General features: G+C 71.0%; 14 protein-coding genes and 3 pseudogenes. 6 read left to right on the forward strand and 11 right to left on the reverse strand.

Annotation, left to right across the window (positions count from 1 at the left end; all coding sequences use genetic code 11):
- Positions 1-4: 4 nt before the first annotated feature.
- The 7 genes from ACBI99_RS18050 to ACBI99_RS18080 form a co-directional block, all read right to left on the reverse strand.
- Positions 5-952 carry an NAD(P)/FAD-dependent oxidoreductase gene (locus ACBI99_RS18050; RefSeq protein ID WP_375072788.1) on the reverse strand — a complete coding sequence of 316 codons (948 nt, stop codon included), beginning with the start codon at positions 950-952 and terminating at the stop codon, positions 5-7.
- Entirely contained in the window at positions 952-1,680 is a 729-nt protein-coding gene (locus tag ACBI99_RS18055) for a class I SAM-dependent methyltransferase (protein WP_375072789.1), read from the reverse strand. Before ACBI99_RS18055 ends, ACBI99_RS18050 begins: the two co-directional genes overlap by 1 nt.
- Positions 1,681-1,757: 77 nt before the next feature.
- Positions 1,758-2,546, reverse strand: coding sequence for an SDR family oxidoreductase (locus tag ACBI99_RS18060; RefSeq protein ID WP_357589189.1), 789 nt, complete (start codon positions 2,544-2,546; stop codon positions 1,758-1,760).
- A 25-nt stretch (positions 2,547-2,571) separates the two neighbouring features.
- Complete coding sequence (locus tag ACBI99_RS18065; protein WP_219509201.1) at positions 2,572-3,147, reverse strand: TetR/AcrR family transcriptional regulator; 576 nt, start codon at positions 3,145-3,147, stop codon at positions 2,572-2,574.
- An 86-nt stretch (positions 3,148-3,233) separates the two neighbouring features.
- On the reverse strand, positions 3,234-4,418 hold the full coding sequence (locus ACBI99_RS18070) for an MFS transporter (RefSeq protein WP_375072790.1): 1,185 nt from the start codon (positions 4,416-4,418) through the stop codon (positions 3,234-3,236).
- A complete protein-coding gene (locus ACBI99_RS18075) occupies positions 4,415-4,735 on the reverse strand; it encodes an ArsR/SmtB family transcription factor (protein WP_375072791.1) in 321 nt (106 codons plus the stop codon). The genes ACBI99_RS18070 and ACBI99_RS18075 overlap by 4 nt, the downstream gene beginning before the upstream one ends.
- A 608-nt stretch (positions 4,736-5,343) precedes the next feature.
- Entirely contained in the window at positions 5,344-6,180 is an 837-nt protein-coding gene (locus ACBI99_RS18080; RefSeq protein ID WP_375072792.1) for an NmrA/HSCARG family protein, read from the reverse strand.
- A gap of 87 nt (positions 6,181-6,267) precedes the next feature.
- Between ACBI99_RS18080 and ACBI99_RS18085 the strand changes: the two genes are divergently transcribed.
- Complete coding sequence (locus ACBI99_RS18085) at positions 6,268-6,921, forward strand: TetR/AcrR family transcriptional regulator (RefSeq protein WP_375072793.1); 654 nt, start codon at positions 6,268-6,270, stop codon at positions 6,919-6,921.
- Positions 6,922-7,161: 240 nt separating this feature from the next.
- Here the strand turns inward: ACBI99_RS18085 and ACBI99_RS18090 are convergent.
- Together ACBI99_RS18090 and ACBI99_RS18095 are read right to left on the reverse strand one after the other, a co-directional pair.
- Positions 7,162-7,968, reverse strand: a pseudogene (locus ACBI99_RS18090) (hypothetical protein); the annotation flags it as partial.
- A 147-nt stretch (positions 7,969-8,115) separates the two neighbouring features.
- Positions 8,116-8,628 carry a winged helix-turn-helix transcriptional regulator gene (locus tag ACBI99_RS18095; protein WP_375072794.1) on the reverse strand — a complete coding sequence of 171 codons (513 nt, stop codon included), beginning with the start codon at positions 8,626-8,628 and terminating at the stop codon, positions 8,116-8,118.
- Positions 8,629-8,725: 97 nt separating this feature from the next.
- Here ACBI99_RS18095 and ACBI99_RS18100 point away from each other — a divergent pair, with 97 nt between their 5' ends.
- The 4 genes and pseudogenes from ACBI99_RS18100 to ACBI99_RS18115 all read left to right on the forward strand — a co-directional run bounded on the left by ACBI99_RS18100 (position 8,726) and on the right by ACBI99_RS18115 (position 11,415).
- Positions 8,726-9,508 (forward strand): DUF899 domain-containing protein, encoded by a 783-nt coding sequence (locus tag ACBI99_RS18100; protein ID WP_219509188.1) that lies wholly within the window; start codon positions 8,726-8,728, stop codon positions 9,506-9,508.
- A 67-nt stretch (positions 9,509-9,575) separates the two neighbouring features.
- Positions 9,576-10,130 (forward strand): annotated as a pseudogene (locus ACBI99_RS18105) (MFS transporter); the annotation flags it as partial.
- A gap of 40 nt (positions 10,131-10,170) precedes the next feature.
- Positions 10,171-10,788 (forward strand): annotated as a pseudogene (locus ACBI99_RS18110) (MFS transporter); the annotation flags it as partial.
- Positions 10,789-10,905: 117 nt separating this feature from the next.
- A complete protein-coding gene (locus tag ACBI99_RS18115) occupies positions 10,906-11,415 on the forward strand; it encodes a GNAT family N-acetyltransferase (RefSeq protein ID WP_375072795.1) in 510 nt (169 codons plus the stop codon).
- A 46-nt stretch (positions 11,416-11,461) separates the two neighbouring features.
- On the opposite strand, the gene ACBI99_RS18120 is transcribed toward ACBI99_RS18115, so the two are convergent.
- Entirely contained in the window at positions 11,462-12,370 is a 909-nt protein-coding gene (locus ACBI99_RS18120; protein WP_375072796.1) for a LysR substrate-binding domain-containing protein, read from the reverse strand.
- Positions 12,371-12,491: 121 nt separating this feature from the next.
- Between ACBI99_RS18120 and ACBI99_RS18125 the strand changes: the two genes are divergently transcribed.
- Positions 12,492-13,244 (forward strand): SDR family oxidoreductase, encoded by a 753-nt coding sequence (locus ACBI99_RS18125; RefSeq protein WP_219509179.1) that lies wholly within the window; start codon positions 12,492-12,494, stop codon positions 13,242-13,244.
- Positions 13,245-13,278: 34 nt separating this feature from the next.
- On the opposite strand, the gene ACBI99_RS18130 is transcribed toward ACBI99_RS18125, so the two are convergent.
- The gene (locus tag ACBI99_RS18130; RefSeq protein ID WP_357589171.1) at positions 13,279-13,677 is read right to left on the reverse strand and encodes a VOC family protein; all 399 of its coding nucleotides are present in this window, start codon (positions 13,675-13,677) and stop codon (positions 13,279-13,281) included.
- Positions 13,678-13,684 lie beyond the last annotated feature (7 nt).

Below are 13,684 nucleotides of genomic sequence, written 5' to 3' on the forward strand. Positions count from 1 at the left end.
CCGCTCAGCCCAGCGCCACCGGCAGCCCGGCACGGAACAGCTCCTGCTCCAGCCACACGGCCGCCCGCACGCCGTCGGCGGCGCTCGGCCCCACCAGCGTCACCGGATCCGGCACGGCCTTCAGATGAGCCGCGTCCCCCGCCGCGTAGACACCGGCGACGCTGGTCCGGCCGTACTCGTCCACCTCGACACAGCCGTCCGGCAGCAGCTCGCAGCCGAGCTGCACGGCCAGCCCGGTGTTCGGGCGGGTGGGGGCGCGGTGGTAGACGGCCTCGCGCGCCAGCGTCGTCCCGTCGGCGAAACGCAGGATCAGCGCGTCCAGATCGCCGTCGACGCCCGTGAGCGGCGTCTCCTTCACCGGGACGCCCCGGGCCTTGAGGACCGCGGCGACGGGCTCCGGCATGGCGGCGGGACCGTTCGTGCACAGGACCACGTCGTCGCTGTAGCGGTCGGCGACGTAGGCCGCGAGCATCGCGTCGGGGCCGTTGCCGATGACGGCGAGCACCTTGCCGTTCGTCTCGTAGCCGTGGCAGAAGGGGCAGTGGAAGACGCTCCTGCCCCACCGCTCGGCCAGCCCCGGAACGTCGGCGGGCTGGTCGATCAGCCCGCTCGTCAGCATCAGGCGGGACGTCTCGACGCGTTCCCCGTCCGCTTCGCCGCCCGTTTCACCGTCCGTCAGGGTCACCGTGAAGCGGCCCGGCTCGCCCTCCGCCGAGGTGACGCGTCCCTGCCGGAACTCGACCGTCGGGTACGCCGCGAGCTCGGCCCGCCCGTCGGCCAGCAGGCGCGCCGGGGAGCCGCCGTCCCTGCCGAGGTACATGTGCATCTCCGCGGCGGGGGCGTTGCGGGGCCGTCCGGCGTCCACCACGAGGACACGGCGGCGCTGGCGGCCCAGCACCAGCGCCGCGCTGAGCCCCGCCGGGCCGCCGCCGACCACGATCACTTCGTACATCACGCGTCTCCTCTGCTGATGAGGTACATGCCGAGTTCGGCCGGGCCGGTGCGGGCGGGCCTGAGGCCGTGCCGGGCGAGCTCCGTCGTGAGCCGCCGCTCGTCGAGGACCCACCAGGCGTAAGTCGCGGTCACCTCGTCGGCCAGGCGGCCGTCGTGGTGGGTGCGGTAGGTCATGCGCCAGGTGACGCGGTCCGGGCCGGCGGGCTCGGCGCGGGCCCAGCCCTCGTAGCGGCGTCGTCCCAGGCGTACGTCGGCGGACCGGGTCTCCGGCACCACCTCCGGTGTGGCAGGCGGCTGGAGGTTGAGCACCGCCAGGCCGCCGGGGACGAGACGCTCGGCGAGCAGCGCCCAGATCCGCTGCCGGCCGGCCGGGTCGAAGTGGCCGAGGACGTTCATGGCGACGACGGCGCCGAGCCGGTGCGGCAGGTCGGCGTCGAGCAGCCCCTCCGGCAGCACGGTCACCCGGTCACGCAGCTCGGCGGCCTCGTTCACCCGGGCCAGCAGGACGGACCGCAGCCCCGGCGACGGCTCGACGGCCACGATCTCACCGTCGCACGCCTTGGCGATCACCCGGGTCCCGTGCCCGCCGCCGGCGCCCACGTCCACGACCGGATCGGTGACCCCGCGCAGCGCCTCCTCCAGCGGCGGCCCCAGGACCGCCCAGTGCGGAGCCATCATCACGTCGATGAACTCCGCTGATCGCTCGTACTCGTCGGGCACGCGCACCTCTTCATTTTGTAGTGATAATCATAATCATTTCATGAGACTATGAAGAGGTGGAAGTGATCGTCAAGAGCCGGGCGTCAGCGCCAGTGGAGATCTCCGATCAGCGCCGACTCCGCGCCGCCGTCGGCGAAGATGACCTGGCCGGTGACGAAGCGGTTGTCCGCGCCGGCGAGCCAGCAGATGAGCTCGCCGACCCACTCCGGCCGCCCGGGGAAGCCGCCGAACGGTTGCGGCGCCGCGGCTTCCACGGCGGTGCGCACGTCCTCGCTCGCGAGGATCCAGGAGGCCGCGGGCGTGTCGACGACGCCGGGCGCGACGGCGTTCAGGGCGATGCCGGCTCCCGCCCATGCGGGCGTCGGGGCGACCCTGCGCACCCAGCGGTTCAGCGCGCGCTTGGCGATGCCGTAGGCGCCGGCGCCGCCGCCGCCGGACGGGGCCGCGGCGGCGTAGGCGACGGCCGCGGCTTCGTCGCCGTCGAGACACGCCCGCACCACGCGCTCGTCCGCGGGCGCCAGCGAGGAGGTCGACGACACGGCCACGGCTCGGGGCGCCTCGCTCCGCGCCAGCAGCGGCCGGAGCCCTTCGAGCGTCGCCACCGCGCCGAAGTAGTTCGTCTCCAGGAGCCCCGTCCTGCCGCCCCCGGCGACGGCGAGCACCGCGTCGACGGGCCCGCGCTCGGTCACCTGGCCGACCAGCGACCGGCGGCCGTCGGGCGTGGACAGGTCGGCCTCGATATCGGCGTCGGCGAGGTCGCAGCCGATGACCTCGGCGCCACGCTCGCGGAGCATCGCCGCGGTCACCGCGCCGATGCCCGATGCCGAGCCGGTCACCACGTACCGCCGTCCCGCGATCCCTGCACAGGTCATTGCCACTCCTCGTGTTTCGTAGGCGTCATGCGGTCGTGCCGCGGTCGAAGAGTTCGACGAGTTCATCGGCGCACGGATCGGGGGCGAGCCCGGCGGCGAGGAGCGGAGCCGTGCTGTCGATCGAGGCTCGCAGCGCCGCCGCCATGACCTGCGGATCGAAGGGGCGGAAGGCGCCGCTGCGCTGCCCTTCGGCGAACAGGCCGGCCAGCCGGTTCTGCGATGCGACGTGGTGATGCTCCCAGGCGCCTGCGCCGCCGTTGAGGAGGATCTGCTGGAGCGCCCGCATCTGCGGCGAGTGGCTCGCGATGTACGCCACGTTCGCCCGGATGACGGTGGCGAGCTGTTCGCGGGCGCCGGTCACGCCGTCAAGGGCGGCCCGCATGCAGGCCTCGGAGTCGGCGACGACGTGATCGGCGACGGCCGCGAACAGCTCGTCCTTGCTGGAGAAGTGGTACGTGATCAGCCGCTTGCTGCTGAGCCCGGCCTCCTTGCAGATAGCCTCGAACGTGGCGGCCTGGTAGCCGCCCTCGGCCAGGAGCGTGATCGCGGCACGGGTGATCTGCTTCCTGCGAGCCGCGGTCGCCTCGTGATGGGTGGTCATGGTTGACCGTCTTTGTTATCCACACGGATAACATTATCCGAGCGGATAACACCTGGCAACTGTCTTCCGAAGCCGGCCGAGCCGCGTCACCGGACGGTCTCGCACGCCGGCGCCGTCACCGGTCGCGGGCTCCTGCGCCCGGCCGTCCTGACCGCGATCCAACCGGTGAGCGCCAGCGCGAGCACGGCGGGGACGAGCGCCCAGGCCGCGACGTCGGCCGGGCCGGTGCCGGCGGTGAGAAGCGTGCCGCCGAGCGCCGCGCCGGCCGCGGAACCCAGGTACATCGCCGCCATCTGGAACGCGATGATCGGCATCGCCTGCGCGGGCCGGTCCGCCGTGAGCGCCTGCTGGAGCGTCGGCACACTGGCCCAGCCGGCCGCGCCCCAGACCGCCGCGGCGGCCAGCCACACCCCGGGCGAGGCCGAGAGCCAAGCCGCGGCGAAGCTCAGCGCCAGCAGGGCCGGCATCGCGACCAGCAGCGGCTTGGGGCCGTAACGGTCGAGCGGCCTGCCGATCAGCGCGGACCCGGCGACGCCGCCGATGCCCCACGCCCACACCAGGGCGAAGCCCCACGCGCCCAGGCCGCGGTCCTCCGCCATCGGCAGCAGGTACGTGTAGAGCTCCAGGCTCGCGACGCCGAGCAGGAAGGCGGCCACGACGCCGGCGCTGGTCCGTCCCGCGCGCAGGACCTTGAACACGGGCTCGCCGGACGCCGCGTCGAGCCGCGGGAGCGTCCTGGCGCGCAGGGCGAGGGCCGCCATGCTGACCACGCCGATGAGCACCACCAGGGTCATGGTCCAGCGCCAGCCGGCGCCCTGGCCGATGAGCATCCCGACCGGCACGCCCGCCACGGTGCCCGTGGACAGCCCGAAGGTCACCATGGCCATGGCGCGGCCCCGCTCATGGCCGGCGACCATCGCGGCGGCCGTCGCCGTCGCCACCGCGGTGAGGATGCCGGCGCCCGCACCCGCGACGGCGCGCGAGGCCAGGAACACCTCGATCCCGGGGGCGACCGTCGTGGCGAGGTTCCCCAGGTTGAACACCCCGAGCGCGATCAGCATGGCCCGCGCCGTGCTGCCACGGGTCAGGCGCCCCGACAGCAGCGGCCCGGCGACGGCGTAGGCGGCGGTGAACGCGGTGACGCCCAGGCCGATCATCGCCACCGTGGCCCCCAGCGAGCCGGCGATGGACGGAAGCACCCCGGCCAGCACGTAGGCGTCGATCCCGAGCGCGACCGCAGCGGCGACGAGCGGCCAGACACGGCGGATCATGCGTCATCGTCCTCGTAGCCGGCGAGCACGGTGCCGAGCAGGCCGGGGAACCGGGCTTCGAGGGCCTCGTCCCGGAGCCGGATCATGCACTTACGGCCCTCGGCGCGTACGAACACGACCCCGGACTCGCGCAGCAGGCTCGTGTGATGGGTCAGCGTCGAGCGCGGCAGGTCCGGGCCGAGGTCGATGCTGTCGACCTCGCCCCGCTCCGCGAGCATCCGCACCATGTTCAGCCGCAGCGGCTCGCTCAGGGCGAAGAGCACGCGCGGGATCGCGATCTCGTCGATCGTGGGGTGCTCGTAGGTCCGTGGAGGCATGGTCGTCTCCTATCGTTCGAAAATAGTCGCACAATGATTGTGCGAGAATTCTCGCACGATCGACCAGCGTCCGGCAAACCGCCCCTACCTTGCGGAGGATTCGCTTCTCGTCGAGGCGGCGGCCGAAGCTCATGACCTCTCCTGGCCGGTGTGCCTGTGATCCGTAGTTGGCGGCTGTGAACGACAGGTGGCGGACGTTGGTTGTTGCAACGTCACCTTGATCGACTCTGGTAGCGCTGGCCGATCCTGCGGGCTCACACTGCGCCACCGGAACCGCTCCCAGATCCCGGATCGCGCACACCACCTCGACACCCGAAATCCGCCAAGCACCTGTCCACCGCCGGGCCCGGTCGGGCCGCAACGCCAGACGGCCACGCTCCGCCTCGCCGACCCCGAAGGCCAGAAACAACTCATCCAGCCCACAGCGATCCGACCGCACCAACCCCGAGTCGCGCAGAGTCACTGACAAAGCACAGCATGTCGTGCAGAAATCGACGGCCCCTACGCTGTCGATGATTCCGAGCCGAGATCAACTGGCGGCGTATAGGTGATTGTGCAGAGGCAAGCACGCCCTGAGGGCGTGGACCGGGGCGGCGGCATGCGAACGGTCAGGATCGGGCCGGACCCAGCCGCCGGGTGAGGAACTGCTCAAACGTCAGCAGTTCCGGATGCCGTCGGCGCAGGTCCGAGATGTCGGCCTGGTAGCCCTCTTCGGCGAACCATTCGAACATGCGCTCATCTATCGGCAGCGCCTCGAATCTGGTCGGAGTTCCGGTGACACGCTCATAGGTCTCCGCGACTTCGGGGAAGGTGAGCTCGTCGCCGGCTAGTTCGACCTGCCGGCCGATGAACTGTCCGGGGTTGTCGAAGGCATCGGCGGCGAAGATCCCGATGTCGTCGGTGGCGATGAGCTGCATCGGCTTGTCCGGCTTGACCGGCAGTGCCAGGAGTCGCTCGCCGTCGGCGTTGGCGTAGTGCAGGAGATTGTTCATGAAGAACACCGGCCGCAGGATGGTGGCGGGCACGCCGAGGGCCAGGATGTGCCGCTCGATCTCGGCCTTGCTTTCGAAGTGATCGATGCCGGTCTCGCGTTCGGCGCCGCCCACGGAACTGTAGACCAGGTGGGCGACGCCGCTGTTGTGGGCGATGTCGGCCACGGTCTTGCCTTGGCGTACCTCGGCGGCCAAGGTCTCGGGCTCGTAGGCCAGCGCCTGGACGCTGAACACGCCGTGTACGCCGCTCATCGCCTCGCGCAAGGAGTCGGGGTTGTCGAACTCGCCCTGAACCAGCTCCGCGCCCTGCTCGCGCAGCGCTTGCGCTGCGGGCTTGCGCGGATCACGGACGAGCGCGCGGACGGTCCAGCCGCGGGCCAGCAGTTGGCGGGCGGTGGCTCCGCCCTGGTTGCCGGTGGCACCGGTGACGAGAACAACTCGGGAAGCAGACATGGTCAGGTAACCGCCTCTTACTCGGAGCGTTTTGCTCCGAGTAATGTAGCCCGGAGCGGAACGCTCCGCAATCGGTATCCTGGATCCATGTCCGACCCCGTGACTCGCCGCAAACGAGGCCCGCAGGCCTTGGCGGCCCGCAACGATCAGGCGCTGATCGAGGCCGCCCGCCACGTGTTCACCACTCAGGGCTTCGACGCGCCTGTATCAGCCGTCGCCGAGCATGCGGGCGTGGGCATGGGCAGCCTCTACCGCCGCTACCGCACCAAGGAAGAACTCCTCCAACGGTTGTGCGTCGACTCGATGGAACGCGTCGCGGCCGCTGCCCAGGGCGGCCTGGCTCACGAGGACCCCTGGCAGGGACTGGCCCACTACATCCAGCAATGCGTGGCCTTCGGCTTCGGCATCCTGGCCCCGCTGGCCGGCGCCATCGACGTCACGCCCGAGATGCAGCAGGCCAACCAGCGAGCCCAGCACTTGGCCGACGAACTCACCGCCCGTGCCCACCGCGCCGGAGTACTCCGAACCGACGTAAACACCATGGACATCTTCCTGCTCATCGGCCAGTTCAGCCGCACCACCCCAGCTCCGCCCGGACGAGCCGAGGAAGAGATCCGCTCCCGGCTGCTGGCCATCGCCCTGGACGGCTTGAAGCCCCACAACACCGGCCCGCTGCCCGGCAAACCATCCAGCGTGCAGCACTACCAGACCCTCTGGGACGCCAGACGAACACAGCCCTGATGACGGCATGCCCGCCACGGCGAGCGTTCCCCGATCACACCACCCCCACGGCCGCCGACCGGTCCGGCAGGCCCGACCAATTGATCTTCCGGGTATCGCCGACCACGCGCATCACCCTGCGCGTTTGCCCGTACTGCCTATGTACGTCTGCCTGTGCGCCGACATCAACGTCCGCCACCTGTCGTTCACAACCGCCAACTACGGATCACAGGCACAGCCGGAGGATTCGGCGGCCCGGGGTCAGGTCCAGTCCATGACCAGCTGCGTGTGTCGCTTGCGGAAGATACGGCCGACAGCGGGAGCGGGCAGGACGGCGCTCGCAGGGTGGAGGGTGAAGACAGGACCCGGGTGGTCCCGCCGGGAGCGGTCCCACGTCCGTACGTGATCGTGCAGTTGCCGGGCGAGCCCGGCGCCGTCGCGGCCGTATCCGCAGGCGCCGAACTCCCAGCGTGACGTGCCGGTCCTGTCGCTGGACGGCTCGCGGAGCGTGAGGTAGGCGAAGCTGTCGTGGGTGATCAGCGCGGGGCAGTACCAGCGCATGGCCGGTTGGATGAGGCCGCAGTCGCGGTCGGGGTCCTGCCAGAACATGCCGAACCGCTCGTCGCTGGTGGCGATCCACAGGTGCATCGAATCGAAGGGCTGCCCAGCGGCGACACTGACGCCGGTCCACAGCTCGGTGCGGTCGCCGTCCAGCGCCTGGTCCAGCTCGGCGGCGTCGAGTGCGGGGCCGCTTTCCAGGGTCAGTCTGACGGCGCCGCCGGCCAGGACGGGTTCCTGGTCGGGCAGCTTGCCGGCGCCCTGGCAGGGGACGAAACCGCAGACCTTCGGGTTGAGCCCGAGGAAGTGATCTCCCTCGCGGACGAAGGTGAACGAGCGGCTGATGGTGGAGAAGCGCAGCGGGACGATCATCCGGCCGGCCGGGGCGAGCAGATGCGTCCACGGGACATCCCAGACGCCGACAGTGACGATGATCGCGTCGAAGCCGCCACTGGGAGCGTGCCGCTCGGCGGCATGTTCGGCGTCGCCCAGGACGACCCGCACCCGGTCATGGCCGGTGCGGGCTCGGCGACCATGTCGGCTCGCAGGCGATCGGCGGACTGCGACGGCGGAGGGTCGGTGGCCACCGCAGCGAGAATAGCCAGGGGCAACGGTCCGTGCCGGGGATTCGCGGGATGGGCGCCGGGGGCGGTTCGGTCAGGTGCCGGGTGTGTGGTCGAGTGCGGCGGCGTAGGCGTCCTGCATGCGCGCTGTGATGGTGGGGCCGTCCGGTGCGGGCTTGCGGCGCGCCTCGGGCCCGAGGTGGGTTTCGCGGAGTTCGTCCATGAACGCCTCCAGGGCCGACTCGCCGCCGGCGGCGAGGACCTGCCCGCGGGCCGCGTACTCCTCGGCGACCGGGAGGTGCCGGGTTCCCCAGGCGCCGAGCTGGGCGAAGACGGGCACCAGCTGGATCGCCGGCTCGGTCAGGCTGTAGACGACCTTCTGCTTGTGCGACGGGTCCTCGGCCTTGGTGAGCAGCCCGTGCTCGACGAGCACGGCGAGCCGGTCGGCGAGGATGTTGGAGGAGATCCGCTCCGGGCCGTTGAGCAGTTCACGGAAGTGCCGGGCGCCGGTGTAGATCACGTCGCGCAGGACCAGCAAGGTCCACCGGTCGCCGAAGATCTCCAGCGACAGGTTGATCGGACACCTCGACCGCGTGTCTTTCCGCACCACACCCACCTTCGAACTGGTTGCATGTTCGTATCAGTGTGGCCTAGGTTGGGCCGCGTAGCAAGTTGCAAAACGAGAGCAGTCTGAGGAGGCTCAGATGTCGCTGGACAATCTGCCCGAGGTGGTTTCGCGCGAGGAGTGGCTCGCCGCCCGCAAGGAGCTCCTGGCCAAGGAGAAGGAGCTCACCCGGGCCCGTGACCGGGTCAACGCCGAGCGGCGCCGGTTGCCGATGGTCCGGGTGGACAAGCCGTACACGTTCGACGGACCGGACGGGAAGGTGAGCCTGCTCGACCTGTTCGAAGGCCGGAGCCAGCTGCTGATCTACCACCTCATGTTCGCTCCCGACGCCGACGAGGCCTGCCCGGCCTGCTCGTTCTGGATCGACAACGTGGGCCGCCTCACCCACCTGCACGCCCGCGGCACGACGCTGGCGGCCGTCTCGCGAGCGCCGCTGGACAAGCTCCAGCGCTACAAGCGCCGAATGGGCTGGACGCTCCCGTGGTACTCGTCGTTCGGCAGCGACTTCAACTACGACTTCCACGTCAGCTTCGACGCCTCGATCACGCCCGTCGAATGGAACTACCAGGACTACGACCAGCTCGTGCGGGCGAACCCGGGCTGGGAGGGGTACACGGGCGAGGAGATGGGCGTGAGCGCCTTCCTGCGCCGCGACGGGGACATCTTCCACACCTATTCGTGCTTCGGGCGCGGCATCGACCTGCTCAACGGCACGTACAACTGGCTCGACCTCACCGCGCTCGGCCGTCAGGAGGACTGGGAGCAGCCGCCCGGCCGGGCCGACGGCCCGGCCATGAGCTGGCTGCACCGCCACGACGAGTACGATCCGGCCGCCATCGGCGGGGCGCACGGCCCACGGTGACCACGGCGATCCCATGACCGCCGCGCGGGTCCCGTCCTGCGCGGATCCTCCACCGAGAAAGGCGCACATGAGTACCCCGCAAGCGACGCCGAGCCGGGGCGGAACGAACCTTGTGCTGGCCACGCTGTTCTTCGGCGTGTTCGCCCTGGGCTGTGCCGAACTGCTCGTGGTCGGCCTGCTCGAACCGATCGCCGCCGACCTCGGCGTCTCCATTCCCGCGGCCGGCGCCCTGGTGACCTCCTACGCGCTGGGCCTGGCGATCGGCGGCCCGATCCTGACCGCGCTGACGATCCGGCTGGACAGGCGTGCCGTGCTCGCCGGCGCGCTCGTCCTGTTCGCCGTGGCCAACCTGGCCCCGGTGCTGATCGCCGACTATGCCCTCTTCGTCGTGGCGCGCGGTGTCGACGGCGCGGCGCAGGGGCTGTTCGTCGCCGTCGCGTTCGGGGTCGGCACCTCGATCGCCCCGCCGGAGCGCGCGGGCCGGGCGATCTCCGTGATCATCTCGGGCGTCGCCGTCTCGGCCGCCCTGGGCCTGCCGCTGGGCACGGCGATCGGCCAGACGCTCGGCTGGCGCGGCTCGTTCACCGCGATCATCGTGCTCAGCGTGATCGTGCTGATCGCCACCCTGGCGCTGGTTCCCGCCGTGCCCGGCAGCGGCAGCGGCTCCTCCGGCCAGGCCAGGTACGCCCTCGCCCCCCGGGTGCTCGCCGTGCTGGGCCTTGAACCTGGTGGTGTTCACCTCGCTGTACGCGGCGCTGACCTACATCGTGCCGTTCCTGCGGGACGTCACGGGCGTCCCCGTCGCGATGGTCAGCGTGTACCTGTTCGTCTACGGCCTGGCCACCGCCGTGGGGTCCTTCTCCGGCGGCTGGTTCGCCGACAGGAACGCCGCCCGCACCCTGGTCGTCGGCACCACCGGCATGGCGGCCGCCCTGCTGATGCTCCACCTCGTCGGGGGCAACCCGGTCCTGGTGGCGCTGACGATGCTGCTCTGGGGCCTGTTCGCCTTCGTCATGGTGCCCTCGCTCCAGCTCCGCGTGGTGAGCCTGGCCGGCCCGGGCGGCGAGCTGGCGCAGTCGCTGCCCGCCTCCGCGATCAACATCGGCGTCGCCCTGGGCCCGATCGCCGGCGGCATCGCGCTCAGCAGCAGCGCCTCCGCTCCGGTGATCACCGGCCTGGCCATCGCGCTGGTCGGCATCGCGGCCTCCGTGGCCACCGGCTACCTCAAACCACCCCCGGCCACGACGACCGCTCCGACCGTTCAGTCCACACGCCGCTAGCGCACGGGACCAGCCAGTCAGGCCAGAGCGCGAACCGTACGCGCCGCGTAATGGTTTGCGGGCGTCCACCCGCAAACGCGTTGCCATGCCGCTGCGTCGCTTGACATCCTCATCCCGGTGATCGAAGCCCATCGCCCCGTCAAAGCCACCGTGGCCATCCCCGTCACCGTGCGCGACCTGCTTCCCCGCGATCTGCCGGCGTGCGCATGGTCGGGGTCGGCCGGCCACCTGCGCCTCGTGGAGCGGGAGCTGACGCGCGCCGCGAAGGGAGAGGTGGACTACCTGGCGGTATGCACCCCCGTGGACCTGCCGGTGGCCATCGGCGGTGTCGACTACCGGCTCCGCGAGGGGGCCGGCACCCTGTGGCAGCTCGCCGTGCTCCCGGCGCTGCAGTCCCGTGGCCTGGGAACGTTACTGATCCAGGCCGCCGAACAGCGCATCGGTGAACGGGGGCTGCGCAGGGCGGAACTCGCCGTCGAGGAGGGCAATCCTCGAGCTCGCGCTCTGTACGAACGCCTGGGCTATGTCGCCTATGGCCGCAAGCCGGAGGCCTGGGACGAGGAAGCGCCGGACGGCTCGGTCCATCGCCATGAGACCACGTGCGTTCTCATGCGCAAGGATCTCTGATTTCCGGGAAGCGCCGATCCCTGGCCGATACGGCGCCTGTCCCTGGTCAGCGGGGGCTGGTTACGGGGTCGGCGAGGTCGAGGGCGGTCGTCACGAAGGCCTTGACCCGGGAGGTGGCCGCGTTCGTGCGCCAGGCGGGCCCCCACTCCAGGGCCGGGCCGTCGTGGACCGGGACGTACGCCACGTCGGGCCGCGCGTAGTAGCGGACCCCCGCCGCGCCGCAGGGAAAGACGCCCTTGCCCGCGCTGACCAGGGTCAGGACCTCCTGGAAGGTGCCGGCCGTCGGGCCTTCCGGTATGGCCTTGCCCGAGGGCGTGGTGTGCAGGTGGCGGGCGGCGCGCAGGTAGGCGGGGATCGACAACGGAACCTGGATGACCTTGTCCCGTGCCAGGTCCTCGACCGAGACGGCCGTACGGCGGGCGAACGGATGGCGTGCCGGCACGGCGAGCACCATCGGCTCGGTGAACAGCACCGGCCCCTGCGTCAGCCCCTCCTCTTCGATGGGGAAGCAGATCAGCATCACGTCGACCTGCCCGTCGAGCAGCGGGTCGAGGGCGGTGCCGATCTGGACCTCCCTGACGTGGACCGCGCAGTCGGGGTGGCGCTCGCGGAACCGTTCGGCCGCCGCGAGCGCGATCTGCCCCGTGGCCGCGGTGAGGAACCCGACTGTCAGCGAGCCGGTGATGCCGCGTGCCGCCTCGATGACCGTCGCGACCGTGGACTGGATCTGGGCGTACGCGGGCCCGAGCCCGTCAAGGAGTTGCACGCCGATGGGCGTCAGCCGTACCTGCCGGGTGGACCGCTCGAAGAGCGGGACGCCGATGCGGCGCTCCAGTTTCTGGATGGTCTGGGTGACGTGGGCGCGCGAGACGAGCAGGCGGTCGGCGGTGCGGCCGAAGTGGAGTTCCTGGGCGAGGGTCAGGAACGTCTCGATCTCGCTGCGCTCCAGGGCCATCCACGCCTCCACCGCGACTGTTCACACTGACTGGCCGATTATTGCGGCATTGGGCGTTTTTCCGGAATTAGCCGTGCGTCAGAGTCGGAACCACCGAACAACCGACCATGGAGCACAACCTATGTCTCTCGACCACCGCATCGCCGTCGTCACCGGAGCCTCCAGCGGCATCGGCGCCGCCACCGCCCGCCTCCTGGCCGCCCGAGGGGCCAAGGTGGCGCTCCTGGCCCGCCGCCTCGACCGGCTCGACGCGCTCGCCCAGGAGATCAAGTCCGCCGGGGGAGAGGCGCTGGCCGTCGCCGCCGACATCACCGATCCCGCCACGCTCGCCGCCGCCGCCGGACGGATCGGCGCCACGTACGGCACCGCCGACCTCGTCGTGAGCAACGCCGGCGTGATGCTGCCCTCGGCCATCCAGGCCCGCAACACCGCCGACTGGCGGCGCGAGGTCGACGTCAACGTCAGCGGCGTCCTCAACGTCGTCGACGCCTTCCTCCCCGGCCTCCTCGACGCCGCGGGAGCCGGACGCCCGGCCGACCTGATCACCATGTCCTCGATGACCTCGCACGTCGTCTTCCCCTACATGGCCGTGTACAACGCCACCAAGGCCGCCGTCAGCCACCTGTCGAGGACCATGCGCACCGAACTCGGCCCCCAGGGCGTACGGGTCAGCGTGGTGGAGCCCGCCATGACCGCCACCGAACTCCAGGGACACGTCACCGACGAGGGCGTCAACGCCTGGGTCGCCCAGGCGCGCGAGGCGTTCGCCTGGCTCGACCCGCACGACGTCGCCGAGGTCGTCGCCTTCACCGCCTCGCGTCCCGCGCACGTCAACCTCTCGCAGGTCGTCGTCTACCCCACCCGGCAGGCCTGACGCGATATCGACGTGACCGGGGGAGCGGTCGCCTCTACGCCGAAGACCCGGGGCCGGGCGCCGCCAGAGTCCGCAGGACGCAGAACTCGTTGCCCTCGGGGTCGGCCATGACCACCCAGCCTCGGCCCACGTCCCTCTTGACGGCGCCGAGGCCGAGCAGCCTGGCCACCTCGTCGCCGGTGCTGCGGTCGATCGGGCTCACGTCGAGGTGAAGCCGGTTCTTCACGGTCCTGCCCTCGGGCACCTGGATGAACTGCAGCGTGGGCGGCATCTGGCGGGCCAGCACCTCCTCGACGGTCGGCTCCCAGGAGCCGATCTCGACCTTGCCCTCCCTCCGGTCGATCACCGTGAAGTCCAGCACCTCGCACCAGAAGGCCGCGAGTGTCTCCGGATCGTGGCAGTCGATGGTCAGCTCGGTGAATCTGCTGGTCATGTCTCTC

It is taken from the genome of Nonomuraea sp. ATR24, assembly GCF_041950485.1.
Lineage (GTDB): Bacteria > Actinomycetota > Actinomycetes > Streptosporangiales > Streptosporangiaceae > Nonomuraea > Nonomuraea ceibae.

Excerpts from the sequence above, each read along its gene's own strand:
- ACBI99_RS18050 (WP_375072788.1), bottom strand. The coding sequence starts at position 952 with ATGTACGAAGTGATCGTGGTCGGCGGCGGCCCGGCGGGGCTCAGCGCG.
- ACBI99_RS18060 (WP_357589189.1), bottom strand. The coding sequence starts at position 2,546 with ATGACCTGTGCAGGGATCGCGGGACGGCGGTACGTGGTGACCGGCTCG.
- ACBI99_RS18065 (WP_219509201.1), bottom strand. The coding sequence starts at position 3,147 with ATGACCACCCATCACGAGGCGACCGCGGCTCGCAGGAAGCAGATCACC.
- ACBI99_RS18070 (WP_375072790.1), bottom strand. The coding sequence starts at position 4,418 with ATGATCCGCCGTGTCTGGCCGCTCGTCGCCGCTGCGGTCGCGCTCGGG.
- ACBI99_RS18075 (WP_375072791.1), bottom strand. The coding sequence starts at position 4,735 with ATGCCTCCACGGACCTACGAGCACCCCACGATCGACGAGATCGCGATC.
- ACBI99_RS18080 (WP_375072792.1), bottom strand. The coding sequence starts at position 6,180 with ATGTCTGCTTCCCGAGTTGTTCTCGTCACCGGTGCCACCGGCAACCAG.
- ACBI99_RS18085 (WP_375072793.1), top strand. The coding sequence starts at position 6,268 with ATGTCCGACCCCGTGACTCGCCGCAAACGAGGCCCGCAGGCCTTGGCG.
- ACBI99_RS18100 (WP_219509188.1), top strand. The coding sequence starts at position 8,726 with ATGTCGCTGGACAATCTGCCCGAGGTGGTTTCGCGCGAGGAGTGGCTC.
- ACBI99_RS18120 (WP_375072796.1), bottom strand. The coding sequence starts at position 12,370 with ATGGCCCTGGAGCGCAGCGAGATCGAGACGTTCCTGACCCTCGCCCAG.
- ACBI99_RS18125 (WP_219509179.1), top strand. The coding sequence starts at position 12,492 with ATGTCTCTCGACCACCGCATCGCCGTCGTCACCGGAGCCTCCAGCGGC.
- ACBI99_RS18130 (WP_357589171.1), bottom strand. The coding sequence starts at position 13,677 with ATGACCAGCAGATTCACCGAGCTGACCATCGACTGCCACGATCCGGAG.